Raw genomic sequence first — 15,815 nt, forward strand, 5'->3', positions numbered from 1 at the left:
ATAAAATCGGGCAATAAAATGGTTGATCACCCGCAGCAGGGAAAATTTCCGTTGTCTCGTCCGAGACGGATGCGTAAGGATGAATTTAGCCGCAGATTGATGCGCGAATCCGTGTTGACCACTAACGATTTGATACAGCCAGTGTTTGTTATGGAAGGCAACGAGAAAACCGAACCGGTTCCTTCCATGCCCGGTGTTTCAAGAATGTCGATCGATTTATTGGTTGAGAAATGTAAAACTTTTTATGAGTTGGGCATTCCAGCGATTGTGTTATTTCCGGTCACGCCGTTGGAGGTAAAATCCGAAGGCGCTGAGGAAGCCTGGAATGATAAAGGATTGATTCCGCGAACCATTAAAGCAATTAAAAATGCCGTGCCGGATTTAGGCGTTATCACCGATGTTGCGCTGGACCCATATACTAGCCATGGCCAGGATGGGCTAATCGACCAAACCGGCTATGTGGTAAATGAAAGAACGGTGGAGGTATTGGTAAAACAGGCGCTTTGTCATGCCGATGCCGGTGCTGATGTGGTTGCGCCATCGGATATGATGGATGGTCGGGTTGGCGCGATTCGGCAGACGTTGGAAGACAACGGCTTTTCCAATACAAAAATTCTTTCCTATGCCGCAAAATACGCATCAAGCTACTACGCTCCATTCAGGGATGCCGTTGGATCATCGGAGAATTTAGCGGGCGGAAACAAATACAGTTATCAAATAGATCCGGCGAATGGCGATGAAGCGTTGCGGGAAGTGGCTTTGGATATTGCTGAAGGCGCCGATATGATTATGATCAAGCCAGGCATGCCCTATTTAGATATCATTTGGCGGGTAAAGGAAGCTTTTGGCATGCCAACATTCGCTTACCAGGTCAGCGGCGAATATGCGATGTTCAAAGCGGCAAGCGAACCGGGATGGCTTGAAGAAAAACAAGTGGTGCTGGAGGCGATGACGGGTTTTAAGCGAGCAGGTTGTGACGGGATTCTGACTTACTACGCGGAGCAAATTGCCAATTGGCTGCAACCCGACGCCTGACAAATTCCCGACTTACTCAGGCTACTCAGGCGCCAGCCCGATAATACCGTTATCTTGCCAGTCAATGCCTGTTGTTCGGAATTGACAGGACAATCCGCATCCGCAATTTCGCGTAAAATATAAGATTCACACTATTCTTTGTATTAGTATTGCTATCATGAGCAAACACGTTCCCACCGAAATAAATTTAAATCGGCGCACTAGAATATTGACGGTGACGTTTGATGACGAATCATTTGATTTAAGTTGCGAGTATCTGAGAGTGCATTCTCCATCCGCCGAAGTGAAAGGCCATGGGCCTGGACAGGAAGTGCTGCAAATTGGTAAGGAACACGTCAACATTGATGCCATTGAGCCGGTTGGAAATTATGCGATCAAGCCGGTATTCGATGATGGTCACGACACCGGCATTTTTTCCTGGGAAACGCTGTATGAGCTAGGCAAGCATCAGGCGGAAAACTGGGCCATTTATACGCAAAGATTGGATGCGGCCGGCCATTCCAGAAAATTGGACGCATAATTAATTTGGTTAGGTTGGACCGCCTTATTTAAATTCGATGAGCAAAAACCCCCAAGGCCATTCATCCGGGCAAGCGCACGCCGAAAATCAAACCCATTTTGGTTTTCGCTCGGTGGATGAATCGGCAAAGGAAAAGTTGGTCGGCGCTGTTTTCAGTTCGGTGGCATCGAAATATGACATCATGAACGATTTCATGTCGTTTGGCGTGCATCGATTATGGAAGCGATTTGCGGTTTCCCAAAGTGGATTAAGGCCGGGCGGGCATGTTTTAGAGGTTGCTGGCGGCAGCGGCGACCTGGCCCGTCACTTTGCAAGGCAGGTTGGACAAAGCGGAAAAGTCCTGTTGACCGATATCAATACCGACATGCTTGCACAAGGCAAGGCAAAAATGATCGATGCGGGTTTAGCGGGTAATATCGAATACGCCATTGTCGACGCGGAAAATCTGGAGTTTGAAGAAGATCAATTCGATTGCGTTGCTATTTCATTTGGATTACGCAATGTCACGCGCAAGGACAAAGCATTGGAATCAATGTATCGGGTGCTAAAGCCAGGCGGTCGAATGATGGTGCTGGAATTCTCAAAACCAGTGATTCCCATGCTCAGTAAAATTTATGACTATTATTCGTTCAACGCAATTCCAAAAATAGGAAAATGGGTGGCCAATGATCAGAAAAGTTATCAGTATCTGGTTGAATCCATACGCCAACACCCGGATCAGGAGACATTGCGGAAAATGATGCTGGAAGCAGGTTTTGACGAGGTTAAATATCACAACCTGAGTGCCGGGATCGTGGCGCTTCACCTGGGTTTTAAGTTTTAGCCCGGATTTTAAATTTTCAATTCACCTGCGGCCGTCGCCAATTTTCAGATTCCCAGAATGAGCGCATTCTTCGATTTTTTAAACCGAACTTCCGAGGTTCTTTTGAGCGTTGATCCTGATGGCCAGGAAAAACTCGCCAAGCTTGAAGGCAAGGTTCTGTGCATTGAAATCACTATTCCACAATTAACATTATATATGAGTCCCTCGAGAGAGGGTTTGAAAATCAAGCAGCAATGTGATTCTGAAGCAGATGTCACTTTAACCGGATCGGCCATGGGGTTTGTCAAACTCGGTGCAGCGGGAATAGGCAGCGGGGTCTTGTCTGACGGACGGGTAACGATGCAAGGTGATACCGAAACCGGCCAGGCTTTTCAGAAAATATTGTCGCAGCTGGATATTGACTGGGAGGAATTACTATCTCGATATATTGGCGACACACCAGCAAGGAAAGCAGGAAATGCTGTCCGAAATTTCGGCTTCTGGGCTTCGCAGTCGCTGGATTTATCCCGGCACAATACAGGAGAATTCTTGCAAGAAGAAAAGCGAGTGTTAGTCACTAACCTGGCTATGGAACGATTCCAGGATTCGGTGGATAAGTTGCGCGCTGACACGGATCGCCTGGAACAAAGAATTTCGCGCCTAAAGAAAAACTTGCAGAAAAATCTGCATCCTAAAGCCCGACCAATCCTTGACTAAAAACTTTTTCCACTTGCTGAGAATCGCTCGAGTCCTGACTAGGCATGGTTTGGACGAATTCGTATCTGCATTGCATTTATTTAGACCCTACACTTTTCTATTCAAACTAATCCCGGTGCGTAGGCGGCGTGAGTTGCCGAGAGGAGACCGACTGCGAATGGCATTGGAGGAATTGGGGCCGGTATTTGTAAAGTTCGGCCAGGTGCTTTCCACCCGTCCGGATTTGTTGCCGGCGGATATCGCTCAGTCTCTTGTCAAACTTCAAGATCAGGTGCCGCCTTTCCCGGGGGATGAAGCGGTCAAGATTATTGAAGCGGCTTATGGCGACAAACTGGAAAATCATTTTAAGACCTTTGAAAAAGAATCCACCGCTTCAGCGTCGGTTGCCCAAGTACACTATGCACAATTACACGATGGTTCTGATGTCGTGGTTAAAGTTTTACGCCCTGACGTTGAACCTATTATCAAACGGGATCTTGAATTGCTGTATGTCCTGGCAGATTTGGCGGATCGTTATTGGTCTCAGGGAAAACGTTTGAAGCCAAAGGAAATAGTTTCCGACTACGACAAAACCATCCACGATGAATTGGACATGATGCGAGAGGCGGCCAGTGCCAGTCAGCTAAAAGTTAATTTCGAAAATTCCGATTTAATCTATATTCCACAAGTTTATTGGGAACATACCAATCGCAATGTATTGGTAATGGAAAGAATCCACGGCATCCCCATTCGCGATGTGCAACGACTGAAGGGCGCGGGAATCGACATGAAAAAGTTAGCCCATGCCGGAGTGGAGATTTTTTTCACCCAAGCCTTTCGAGACGGTTTCTTTCATGCGGATATGCATCCGGGCAATATTTTCGTATCCGAGGATGGGCAATACCGGGCCGTTGATTTTGGCATTATGGGCACGTTGAGTACTGCTGATAAACGTTACCTGGCGGAAAATTTACTGGCGTTTTTCAATAGAGATTATCACCGTGTCGCCGATGCACATATTCGAGCAGGGTGGGTTCCGCCAGGCACCAATACGGAAGATTTTGAAGGCGCAATACGCACCGTGTGCGAGCCGATATTTTCGCGTCCGATTAGCGAAATTTCATTCGGCACATTTTTAGTGGATTTGTTTCGTGTTGCGCGGCGATTTAATATGCCGGTGCAACCCCAGTTGGTGTTGCTGCAGAAGACGCTGTTGAATATCGAGGGTTTGGGTCGACAGCTTTACCCGCAGCTTGATCTTTGGGAAACCGCCAAGCCATTTCTTGAAAAGTGGACGAAAGAACAAATTGGACCGCGAGCGGCGATAAGAACAATTAAGCGTGAATTGCCGAATCTTTTTACCCTGGCGCCGGAATTGCCGGGGCTGGCACATCAACTGATGCATCGATTGAAAAACGATGAAATGATAATACGCACCCAGGATCGGGAAGTCGAGAAGTTGAAAAATCAAATTGCCTGGCAGCATAAGAGAACAATTAAAATAGTGTTGGGCGTTGGATTGATCATCATCGCTTTCATTGCGCTTCCTGATCCTCAGCAACTTTCGTCAATGCCGCTAATCGGCTGGCTGGCATTCGCCGGCGGCATGCTAATGTTACTGCTCGCGAAAATGTCAAAACTGGACCGCCGCAACAATTACTCCAGAAATAAATGATGGCGACCGCACCGTTTCCCCCTCAATTTCCCCCTCCGTTTCAATGGCAAGACCCATTCGATTTTGATTCCCAACTTGGCGAGGATGAGCGCATGGTGCGCGATAGCGTTCGGGAGTTTTGTGACCATGCACTAATGCCTGGAATCGTGGAGGCCAACCGCTTTGAGAATTTTGATCCAAACATTATGCGACAGTTTGGCGCGCTCGGCATGTTGGGCAGCACGCTTCCAGAGCAATACGGCTGCGCCGGCCTGAATCATGTTTGTTATGGTCTCATCGCCCGGGAAGTTGAGCGCGTGGATAGTGGTTATCGCTCGGCAATGAGTGTGCAATCATCTTTGGTGATGCATCCGATATATGCTTATGGCAGCGAACCACAAAAACAGAAATACCTGCCCGAATTAGCAACCGGCGAACTAATTGGTTGTTTCGGCCTGACCGAACCCGATCACGGTTCCGACCCCGGCAGCATGAAAACACGGGCCGGGAAAGTTGATGGCGGCTATCAATTGAACGGCAGTAAAATGTGGATCAGCAATTCACCGATTGCCGACATTGCCATAGTTTGGGGGAAACTCGATGGGGTCATTCGTGGTTTCATTCTCGAACGCGACATGGATGGTTTTAGCACGCCAAAGATTGAAGGCAAGATGAGTCTGCGCGCTTCGGTTACCGGTGAAATAGTGATGCAGGATGTGTTTGTGCCGGAAGACAATATTTTGCCCGGGGCGGAAGGGCTAAAAGGGCCTTTCGGATGTTTGAACAAGGCGCGCTATGGCATCGCCTGGGGGGTCTTGGGCGCAGCTGAATTTTGCTGGCACGCGGCCCGCAACTACGCGCTGGCGCGCACACAGTTTGGACGACCGCTGGCGCAAAACCAACTGATTCAGAAAAAATTGGTCGATATGCAAACCGAAATCACCTTAGGCTTGCAGGCCTGTTTACGCGTCGGGCGGCTAATGGACGACAATGCCTGTGCGGTCGAAAATGTTTCTATGATCAAACGAAATAACTGCGGAAAAGCGCTGGATATTGCCAGGCAGGCCCGGGATATTCATGGCGGGAATGGCATATCCGATGAATACCACGTTATTCGCCATATGTGCAATCTCGAATCGGTAAACACCTACGAAGGCACTCACGATATCCATGCGTTGATTCTGGGTCGCGCGCAAACCGGATTGCAAGCCTTTTTCTAATCTTGCAATGCGACTACAGGTTAGCGTTATCGGTTATTATTTGTTGATTATCAATCAGGTTTTTTCTCATCGCTCGATCGTTAGTTTCGAGTAATGTAGAGTAACTAGACGCTCGCTGAATTCAAGCGTTAAGCCGCTTCAATAAATGATGGGTCTTAACTAGTCAAGACCCTAGATATTTATCACTTAATGTTTGATTTTTCAAAAAATTTAGGAGATTCAGATACTTAACCTTACAAACACAAATATACCAACGACTAGGATAAATCCATCCAACCTGCTAAGAATAGGGAGCAGTCATACACATAACTTATGCTACAATACACATTTTAAGGAGTTAAAAATGCTAAACACCGCCCACAGAACCAACATCGTTTTAGATGAATCTATCGTCCAGGAAGCCCTAAAACTCAGCAAACTAAAAACTAAGCGAGCTTTGATAGATACTGCCTTGAGGGAGTTTATCAGCAACCATAAACCCAAAAATAGCATGGCGGCATTATTAAAATCATTGAATGGCGAAAGCCCTTTTTATGATGACTACGATTATAAGGCGATGCGTGTTAATCCACACCTACCCAAAGGCTAACCTATGTATCTGGCTGATACCTCAATCTGGATTGACATACTCAATAATAACGCAAGTAATAACAACAAAGAATTATTTGCATCTGGAAAATTGGGGCTAACTTCCACGATTTATCTTGAAGTGTTGCAAGGCTCTAAAAATACAGTGCTATTCAAGAAAATCAAACAGGTGCTACTTGAGCAAAAATTTTATTACCTCAAAGACCAAAAAGAAAGCTACGAACAAGCCGCCCTCATCTACTCAAAATGCCGTAAAAAAGGCATCACCATCCGCGCCAGCATCGATTGCCTCATCGCCCAATGTGCCATCGAAAACGACTTGATTTTATTACACAACGATCAAGATTTTGAGCGCATTGCCAGCGTTATCCCAGAATTTAACCAAACAATATGCTAGCCACCATCATTTTTAATGCCGATAAAATAAAATTTGGAAAATAAAATGCTAACACTTGATAATGTGCATGATACTGATTTTGATAAACTAAAGATTGATGAGCAATGGAATTATGAATATGAGATAGAGCATAGAATGCACCATATTCATGAAAATGTTTTATAAATTTTATTCAGGTGGGTTTATTCGTTAGACTGCATCAATATAGTTTGTTCTCGTTTCCGTCGTTCTGGTTCATCGTTACTCCAGTGCGGTAATATCGCTAACTTTCATAGCAAATCCCCATTATCGACCTAATCATCCTGCAAATGAACCCGGAAATAAACTTGAACAAATCCTATAACCCCGGCGATATCGAATCGCGCTGGTATCGCCACTGGGAGGAACGAGGCTACTTCTCCCCGGGCCCCCCTGATCCGCACAAGCCATCCTACTGCATCATGATACCGCCGCCTAATGTTACCGGTAGTTTGCATATGGGGCATGCGTTTCAGGACACCATCATGGATGCATTAACCCGATATCATCGGATGAAGGGTTGCCGCACCTTGTGGCAGCCGGGCATGGATCATGCGGGAATAGCGACTCAGATGGTGGTCGAGCGATTGATCAATGCACAAGGACAAAACCGCCACGACTACGGTCGCGACCGCTTCATCGAAAAAGTCTGGCAATGGAAATCCGAATCCGGCGGCATGATTACGCAACAACTGCGTCGTCTGGGCGCTTCGCCCGACTGGGAAAATGAAAGGTTTACTATGGATGACGGGTTAAGCGAAGCGGTTAACGAAGTGTTTGTTACGCTGTTTGATGAAGGAATTATTTATCGCGGCAAACGACTGGTTAATTGGGATCCGGTTCTGCATACCGCGCTATCCGACCTTGAAGTCTTATCGGAGGAAGAAAAAGGCAGTCTGTGGCATTTGCGTTACCCGCTGATGGATGGCGAGGGCTATTTAACCGTCGCTACCACGCGGCCGGAGACGATGTTGGGGGATAGCGCGGTAGCGGTACACCCGGGCGATCAGCGATTTGCACATCTAGTTGGCAAATTTGTCGAGCTGCCGCTGACTAATCGCAGGCTGCCCATAATCGCAGACGAATATGTCGATCCTGAATTTGGCTCCGGTTGTGTGAAGATTACCCCGGCCCACGACTATAACGATTATCAGGTTTGGCTGCGTCATCGCCACAATAAAGCAATGCTGGATCAGATTCACGGCGGCTTGATCAACGTGTTTACCGATGATGCGGCCATCCGGGGTAATGTAAATGATGAAGATATCGATGAAGGGGAACTGATGCCTGATGCGTATATCGGACTTGACCGTTTTGAAGCACGTAAAAAGATTGTGGTTGATTTACAAGCGCAAGGATTGTTAGAGCGAATTGACGTTCATAAGCTGATGATTCCCAGAGGAGATCGAAGTGGAGCGGTGATCGAGCCCTATTTGACCGACCAATGGTACGTCGATCTAACCCGTGACAAACTTGAAGACGGACGCCCGGGCGGCAAAGCGAAAATCACCGACCCGGCTATTGAGGCGGTAAAAAACGGTTCAATCGAATTTGTGCCAGCCAATTGGCGCAAGATCTATTTTCAATGGCTGGAGAATATCGAAGATTGGTGTATTTCCAGGCAAATTTGGTGGGGACACCGCATTCCGGCCTGGTATGACCAACCAGGCAATATTTATGTCGGCAAAACTGAAGCGCATGTCAGGCATAAATATGCCATTGGCGACGAGGTCGGATTACGCCAGGACGACGATGTGCTCGATACTTGGTTCAGCTCTGCATTGTGGCCGTTTTCCACTCTGGGCTGGCCGGAAAAAACCGAACGGCTGAACACTTTTTATCCTACCAGTGTTTTGGTAACCGGGTTTGATATTATATTTTTCTGGGTCGCCAGGATGATTATGATGGGCACAAAGTTTATCGGGCAAGTGCCATTTCGACAGGTTTATATTCATGGATTGATTCGTGACGCGCATGGCCAAAAGATGTCCAAGTCAAAAGGCAACGTGCTGGACCCGATTGATTTAATTGACGGCATTGAACTGGAGGCGCTGGTCGACAAGCGTGTCAAAGGCATGATGCAGCCGCACCTGGCTTCAAGCATCGCCAAACAAACCCGCAACGATTATCCCGATGGCATCCCTGGTTTTGGCGCCGACGCGCTGCGTTTCACTTTTGCCGCACTGGCATCAAATGGGCGGAATATTAATTTTGATTTGGGGCGCATCAAAGGATATCGTAATTTCTGCAACAAAATCTGGAATGCCGCGCGCTTTGTGTTGATCAATACCGAAGGCAAGGACTGCGGACAGGATTCAATTGAATTTGGGTCAACTGAATTTGAGCTTTCGAACGCGGATAAATGGATGGTTTCACAGCTACAGCGCAGCGAATTAAAAATAGAAAAAGCGATAAATAAATATCGATTCGATTTGGTGGCCCAGGAAATTTATGACTTAGTCTGGAATAAATATTGCGATTGGTATTTGGAGCTATGCAAGCCGGCGCTTAACAGTCAGGATAGCAGCGAGGCTTTACAGGTCGGAAGCAGACGAACTCTGGTCGCGGTATTAGAAACCATATTGCGGCTCGCCCACCCTATCATGCCGTTTATAACGGAAGAAATTTGGCAGCGTATTTCATTGCTTGCGGCTAAACATGGCGAGACCATCATGACCCAGCCCTATCCACAATTTGACTTAAACAAAGTTGACGACCAGGCTGAACGAGAAATGGAATGGGTCATGCAATTTATTCTTGGTATCAGAAAAATCAAGGGAGAACTGGATATCGCGCCGGGGAAACGCGTTCCCGTATTGCTCGCCGATGCGTCAACTGTCGATCTGGAACGGCTAAAGCGCAATAACTCCTACCTTGACGTTGTCGGAAAAACCGAATCCATTGGTATCCTGGATGATGGCGATGAACCGCCGGAGTGTTCTATCGCCATGGTTGGAAATATGAAACTATTGATTCCGATTGCCGGATTGATCGACAAGGATGCGGAGCTGGACCGACTGAGCAAATTGGCAAACAAGACCCGGGATGAACTCGACAAAATCACTAAAAAGTTAGCCAATCCGGGGTTTGTTTCCAAAGCGCCGAAAGCAGTGGTGGAGAATGAAAAGAAGAAGCTGGCCGATCTTGAGGTAAAAATATCCGGGGTTGCCGAGCAGATCGAGAAAATTTCAGCGCTGTAAGCTCGAATTTCTTAACAGTATTCTTATTCGATTCCGATTAGGCATGAATGATAGTGTCGATCTGGAACTTCGCGTATCGGCCACGGGTATCGACAATTAGCCTGGCGTGGTTTTGGATCATCTGGTAATCAAAACAATCATGATCCGTGATTATCAATACCGCATCAAATTGCTCAAGATTCTGTTGCTTTATTGGTACGGTCGCTAAATCAAAATAATGATTCCGCAAGCGTGGAAAAACCGGCACATAGGGGTCGCAATAGGCGATTTCCGAACCGGCATTTTCCAGCAACGCCATGATCGCAACCGCAGGCGACTCGCGCATATCATCAATGTTCTTCTTGTAAGCTATGCCCAGGATTAGAACTTTAGCGCCAGCCAAGGTTTTATCGAAACGTTCAAGGCCCTGCGAGAGTTTTTCAACCACCCAATTTGGCATCGCCGTATTAACTTCCCCGGCCAGCTCAATGAAGCGGGTATCGACCCCGTGTTTTTTCGCTTTCCAGCTTAGATAAAACGGGTCGATGGGGATGCAATGACCACCGAGCCCGGGGCCCGGATAGAACGCTGTAAAGCCAAAAGGTTTGGTTTTCGCGGCCTCGATAACTTCGTAAATGTTGATGCCCATATGATCAGCCACAATTTTCATTTCGTTGACCATGCCAATGTTCACCGCCCGATAAATGTTTTCAAGCAGCTTTGTCATTTCGGCAACTTTAATCGAGCTGACCGGGACAACCACATCAATCGCCTTCTCGTACAGGGCTAGTCCTACCTGCAGACATCGGTCGGTATAGCCGCCGCAAATTTTCGGGATTTTACGGGCGTCAAAATCAAGGTTGCCGGGATCTTCTCTTTCAGGCGAGTAAACCAGAAATATTTGTTCGCCCACAGTTAAACCGCCGGCGCTAATCCGCGGATAAAGTTCCTCCTCAGTCGTTCCCGGATAAGTTGTGCTTTCAAGGGAGATAACTTGCCCTTCGTGCAAGTGCGGACAGATCGCCTCGGTTGTTTGGATAACAAAAGACAGGTCGGGCTGCCGATTTGAAGTCAGCGGCGTCGGCACACAAAGAATGATGCCGTCAACATCCTTGATTCGCGCAAAATTTGCAGTGGCGGTGAAACCGTTATTTATTGCCTGCTGCACACGGCAGGAATCTATATGGCTGATATAACTTATGCCTGAGTTTAATTGGTGCGTTTTTGATGGATCGGTGTCAAATCCGATGACATCGTACCCGGCCGCATTAAATCGCAAAGACAGCGGGAGACCAACATAGCCGAGTCCAATGACCCCTATGGTCGCCTGGGTATCATTGAGTTTCTTGATCAGCTTTGCCTTGGTGTTGTTCAAGTCGTATTCAATCTTTGATCTTATAATAATCTTTATACCAAGCGGTAAATTCACCTAAACCTTCCACGATATCCGTGGTTGGCTTGAAATTAAAATGCTCGCTCATTCGCTGCATATCGGCGCTGGTCGCCTCCACATCCCCGGCCTGCATGGGCATCATTTGGTATTGCGCTTTTATCCCTAATGCCTGTTCAAGGGCGTGAATATAGTCCATTAAATTAACCTGACTGCCGTTGCCGATGTTAAAAATCCGGTGCCGCGCAACGCTGCTTTCTGGGGTTGGGTTGGAGCGGTCGAAGTCGGGGTCTGCACTGGCTGGCAGGTCGATCACTCGCACGACGCCTTCGACAACATCGTCGATATAGGTAAAGTCTCTGGTCAGTTTTCCGTTATTGAATATCGGTATTTTTTCTCCGTTCAGCATCAATCGAGTGAACTTGAAAAACGCCATATCTGGTCGTCCCCAAGGACCATAAACGGTAAAAAACCGCAGTCCAGTACAAGGTAAATCGTATAAATGCGCATAACTATGCGCCATTAATTCATTGGCTTTTTTGGTCGCGCCGTAAAGCGATACAGGATGGTCAACCGAGTGGTTTTCTTTAAACGGCAGTTTGCTGTTGCCACCATAGACCGAGCTGCTGGAGGCATACACCAGATGCCCGGCCTTGCCCTGCCGACATCCTTCCAATATGTTTGCAAAACCAACCAGATTTGAGTCGATATATGCCGCCGGGTTTTCTATTGAGTACCGCACCCCGGCCTGGGCGGCCAGGTTAGCGACCGCGTCAAACTGATGTGCCGCAAATAAATCATGCATCGCACCGCGGTCAGCAATATCCAGTTGCAAAAATGAAAAATTGTTGTTTAACGATAAATTATTCAGGCGCGCCTGTTTCAGACTGACATCGTAATAGTCACTCATGTTATCGATCGCAACAACCGTGTCTCCGCGCTCAAGCAGTCGGCAACCCAGTGCCGCGCCGATAAATCCGGCTCCCCCGGTAATCAGTATTTTCATTTGCTTGATTTTAACTCAGGCAAGCGGATTCTGGTTGCCATTAATTACTGCTGCGCTAATACGATTTGCCAACTATCGTCTCTGAGGGTTCGGTTCACCTGAAACCGGTGGTCAAGCTTGCTTGCCACCTCGGCAGCGGGTTTTTCTTGTGGGCTAGATAATTCCAGTGCCAGGGTTTCGGTCATTATATATTTACGGTGCTGTTGCAATGCTTCCAGGACTCGGGCGGTGCCGGTGATTTCGAGCGCAATGCGATCCGAGATTTCCAGACCGGCGGATTTACGCGCGTCTTGCACAGTGCGCACCAGTTCGCGTGCCAAGCCTTCGATAATCAAGGCATGGTCAAGAGACGTATCCAAAGCAACCAGACAACCGTCGGCGCTACTTGAGACATAGCCTTCAGCCGATGTGGTTTGCACCTGGATATCTTCAGGCTCAAATTCTATGCATCGTCCATCAATTTCAAGTTCAACATTCCGGTTCTGCTGCACCTGCCTGGCAATTACGGCACTGTCTGCGCTTGCCAGCGCGGCTTTGATGGCGGGCATGAGTTTTCCGTGGCGCCGGCCCAATCGGGGGAAGTTTGGAGCGACTGTGAAGCTTACCACTTCGGCGTCGGATTCAATGAACTCCACCGTCTTGACATTCAACTCTTCACGGATTTGGTGAATATGCTTGTGTGCAGCACGCTTCATGGATTTACCCTGCAGGCACTTCGCATCGGTAACGCATACCAGGATACGAGACAATGGTTGACGCACTCTGACTCGGCTTTGTTCGCGAGCAGAACGCCCCAATCCAACGATGGTTTGCACAACATCCATCTCGAACACCAATGCATCGTTAAGACGGACCGGATCAAATTCTGGCCATGGTGTCAGGTGCACACTTGGTTTTGCCTGGTCATCGCACTTGCACAGATTTTGATAAATCGCCTCGCTCAGGAAAGGCATAAAGGGCGCGACGATACGTTGCGCTATATTCAAGCACTCGTACAGGGTCAGGTAAGCCGATTGTTTGTCATCGCCGTCATCGCTCTTCCAGAATCGCCGGCGATTTCTTCGCACATACCAGTTGCTAAGCTGGTCTATCAGTTTCTCGATAGCCTGCCCGGCAGCAAAAGCATCGTAGTTGTCCAACGTTTCTGTTACGGTTTTTACGGTTTGATGTGCCAGGGCTAAAATCCATTGATCGATTTCCGGTCGGGAATCGCAGGCAACCTCTCTTTTCAGGTCAACCGAATCCAGCCGCGCATAAAGCACGAAAAACGAATAGGTATTCCAAAGCGTGTTAACGAAGGTGGCGGCGACTTCTCTGACAATATCTATCGATATTCTTTTTTGCGCGTCCGGCGCGGTGCGCGCCAGAAACAACCAACGCAATGCATCCACGCCGACGCTGTCAAAAACATCATATGGATTAACGATATTTCCCTGCGACTTTGACATCTTCCTGCCGTGTTCGTCAACAATATGGCTAAGGCAAACACAGTTTTTGTATGCCACGCTGTCATCAACCAAGGCAGCAATGGCGTGCAGCGTATAAAACCATCCGCGGGTTTGGTCAATTGCCTCACAAATATAATCGGCCGGGAAATGCTTCTCGAATATTTCCTGATTCTCAAACGGGTAATGCCACTGCGCGTAGGTCATGGCGCCGGAATCAAACCAGCAATCAATCACTTCCGGTACCCGGCAGTACTCGCGCCCCTTTTTTGTAAATTTTATCTGATCGATTTGAGGGCGGTGTAAATCCACATCGGTTAGCGATTGGCCGGTTAGCGTCTCTAATTCCTGTACTGAGCCAACGCAAACAAAATCGCCTTCTCCGTCGCTCCACAGCGGCAGTGGCGTACCCCAAAAACGCTCCCGGGACAGCGCCCAATCGATATTGTTTTCCAGCCAGTTTCCAAAACGCCCATCGCGAATAGTTTCGGGAACCCAGTTTATGGTTTTGTTAAGGGCAACCATTCGCTCTTTAATAGCGGTGGTTTTGATATACCAGGCTTCCTTGGCGTAGTAGATCAGCGGATCGCCGGTGCGCCAACCGAAAGGGTAGCTGTGCCAGGTTTTTTCTTCGCGAAACATCAAGCCGCGTTCGGTTAGCAGCTTGTTGATAATCGGGTCGGCGTTCTTGAAAAATAATCCGGCAACCGGCGTAACTTCTGCCACAAAGCAACCGTCCAGGCCGACGCCGTGAAGCACGGGCAAGCCTTCGCGTTCAGCCAATTCCAGGTCATCGACGCCGTAGGCAGGCGCAGTGTGAACGATGCCGGTGCCCTCTTCGGTGCTAACGAAATCCGCGGCAACCACACGGAAGCAGTCATCAGATTCCACCGTCAAGTAATCAAAAAGACGGTGATAGCGCCTGCCGACCAGCGCCGAGCCTTTCACGGTTTTTACGATTTCATATGACGCTTCAGCAAAATATGCCTGCGCTCGGGACTGTGCCAGAACGAGCGTTTCATTATTGCAGCGAACATAGGCGTAGTCGATGTCAGAACCAACGGCAACCAGCAGATTGGATGGCAGTGTCCAGGGTGTCGTGGTCCAGACTAAAAGCGCAGCAGGCCCCTCATTTTCCATGCCGTCTTCCAGGAGAAAGCGCACCGTAATTGAAGGATCTTCAACTTCCTTGTAGCCCTGCGCCACTTCGTGGGATGACAGCGTGGCGCCAATTCGCGGATCATATGGCACCACTTTATAGCCTTTGTATATCAAACCCTGGTCCCAAATTCGCTTTAACAAATTCCAGGTTGACTCGATGTATTGGTTGTCCAGCGTATAGTAGGCTTGGTCGAGGTTCACCCAATATCCCATGCGCCGCGTCATCTGCTCCCATTCGCCGATGTAAGTCATTACCGATTCCCGACAACGCCGGTTAAATTCAGCAACGCCGACCCGGCGTTCGATTTCTTTCTTGTCAAAAATGCCGAGTTGCTTTTCTATTTCATGCTCCACCGGCAACCCGTGGGTATCCCAGCCGCCCTTGCGCGGCGCATAGTAGCCGCGCATGGTTTTGTAGCGGGGATAAATGTCCTTGAACGCGCGCGCCAGCACATGATGGATTCCCGGCTTGCCATTTGCGGTGGGCGGGCCTTCGTTGAAACTAAACCGTGGTTTGTCCGCGCTTTGCTCAAGGGATTTTTCAAAAATCGAATGCTCTTCCCAAAACCTGAGTATGCGCTGTTCCAGTTCCGGCCCGTTGTAGCGGCCTTGCACTTCATCAAAAACCGGCGCTTCAACAATGTTTTTTTCGTCAGACATGAATCAAATACTTTTCTTTATCCAAACTTCAATACTGCCTGATA

General features: G+C 48.2%; 12 protein-coding genes. 9 read left to right on the forward strand and 3 right to left on the reverse strand.

All coding sequences use genetic code 11. From position 1 onward, the window contains the following. Nucleotides 1-18 precede the first annotated feature (18 nt). From hemB to ACPXXB_RS01170, 9 genes are all read left to right on the forward strand, one after another. A complete protein-coding gene (gene hemB, locus ACPXXB_RS01130; protein ID WP_423908450.1) occupies nucleotides 19-1,035 on the forward strand; it encodes a porphobilinogen synthase in 1,017 nt (338 codons plus the stop codon). A gap of 154 nt (nucleotides 1,036-1,189) precedes the next feature. Next, nucleotides 1,190-1,555: a gamma-butyrobetaine hydroxylase-like domain-containing protein gene (locus ACPXXB_RS01135; protein WP_423910848.1), complete on the forward strand. Its 366-nt coding sequence runs from the start codon at nucleotides 1,190-1,192 to the stop codon at nucleotides 1,553-1,555. Between the two features lie 37 nt (nucleotides 1,556-1,592). Continuing rightward, nucleotides 1,593-2,378: a bifunctional demethylmenaquinone methyltransferase/2-methoxy-6-polyprenyl-1,4-benzoquinol methylase UbiE gene (gene ubiE / locus ACPXXB_RS01140; protein WP_423908452.1), complete on the forward strand. Its 786-nt coding sequence runs from the start codon at nucleotides 1,593-1,595 to the stop codon at nucleotides 2,376-2,378. A gap of 57 nt (nucleotides 2,379-2,435) precedes the next feature. Next, nucleotides 2,436-3,074 carry a ubiquinone biosynthesis accessory factor UbiJ gene (locus tag ACPXXB_RS01145; RefSeq protein WP_423908454.1) on the forward strand — a complete coding sequence of 213 codons (639 nt, stop codon included), beginning with the start codon at nucleotides 2,436-2,438 and terminating at the stop codon, nucleotides 3,072-3,074. Continuing rightward, the gene (ubiB, locus tag ACPXXB_RS01150) at nucleotides 3,067-4,728 is read left to right on the forward strand and encodes a ubiquinone biosynthesis regulatory protein kinase UbiB (RefSeq protein WP_423908456.1); all 1,662 of its coding nucleotides are present in this window, start codon (nucleotides 3,067-3,069) and stop codon (nucleotides 4,726-4,728) included. Before ACPXXB_RS01145 ends, ubiB begins: the two co-directional genes overlap by 8 nt. Next, a complete protein-coding gene (locus tag ACPXXB_RS01155; protein WP_423908457.1) occupies nucleotides 4,725-5,927 on the forward strand; it encodes an acyl-CoA dehydrogenase in 1,203 nt (400 codons plus the stop codon). The genes ubiB and ACPXXB_RS01155 overlap by 4 nt, the downstream gene beginning before the upstream one ends. Before the next feature lie 343 nt (nucleotides 5,928-6,270). Then, nucleotides 6,271-6,516 (forward strand): type II toxin-antitoxin system VapB family antitoxin, encoded by a 246-nt coding sequence (locus tag ACPXXB_RS01160; RefSeq protein ID WP_423908459.1) that lies wholly within the window; start codon nucleotides 6,271-6,273, stop codon nucleotides 6,514-6,516. Between the two features lie 3 nt (nucleotides 6,517-6,519). Next, on the forward strand, nucleotides 6,520-6,912 hold the full coding sequence (gene vapC, locus ACPXXB_RS01165; protein WP_423908461.1) for a type II toxin-antitoxin system VapC family toxin: 393 nt from the start codon (nucleotides 6,520-6,522) through the stop codon (nucleotides 6,910-6,912). 308 nt (nucleotides 6,913-7,220) lie between these two features. After that, entirely contained in the window at nucleotides 7,221-10,130 is a 2,910-nt protein-coding gene (locus ACPXXB_RS01170) for a valine--tRNA ligase (RefSeq protein ID WP_423908462.1), read from the forward strand. A 37-nt stretch (nucleotides 10,131-10,167) separates the two neighbouring features. On the opposite strand, the gene ACPXXB_RS01175 is transcribed toward ACPXXB_RS01170, so the two are convergent. From ACPXXB_RS01175 to ileS, 3 genes are read right to left on the reverse strand one after another with little or no spacing between them, the layout of a single operon-like run. After that, nucleotides 10,168-11,484: a nucleotide sugar dehydrogenase gene (locus ACPXXB_RS01175; RefSeq protein ID WP_423908464.1), complete on the reverse strand. Its 1,317-nt coding sequence runs from the start codon at nucleotides 11,482-11,484 to the stop codon at nucleotides 10,168-10,170. A gap of 7 nt (nucleotides 11,485-11,491) precedes the next feature. After that, complete coding sequence (locus ACPXXB_RS01180) at nucleotides 11,492-12,505, reverse strand: SDR family NAD(P)-dependent oxidoreductase (protein WP_423908466.1); 1,014 nt, start codon at nucleotides 12,503-12,505, stop codon at nucleotides 11,492-11,494. Nucleotides 12,506-12,549: 44 nt separating this feature from the next. Further along, on the reverse strand, nucleotides 12,550-15,771 hold the full coding sequence (gene ileS / locus ACPXXB_RS01185; protein WP_423908469.1) for an isoleucine--tRNA ligase: 3,222 nt from the start codon (nucleotides 15,769-15,771) through the stop codon (nucleotides 12,550-12,552). Nucleotides 15,772-15,815 lie beyond the last annotated feature (44 nt).

This window comes from Candidatus Spongiihabitans sp., assembly GCF_965237845.1.
Taxonomy (GTDB): domain Bacteria; phylum Pseudomonadota; class Gammaproteobacteria; order Arenicellales; family Poriferihabitantaceae; genus Spongiihabitans.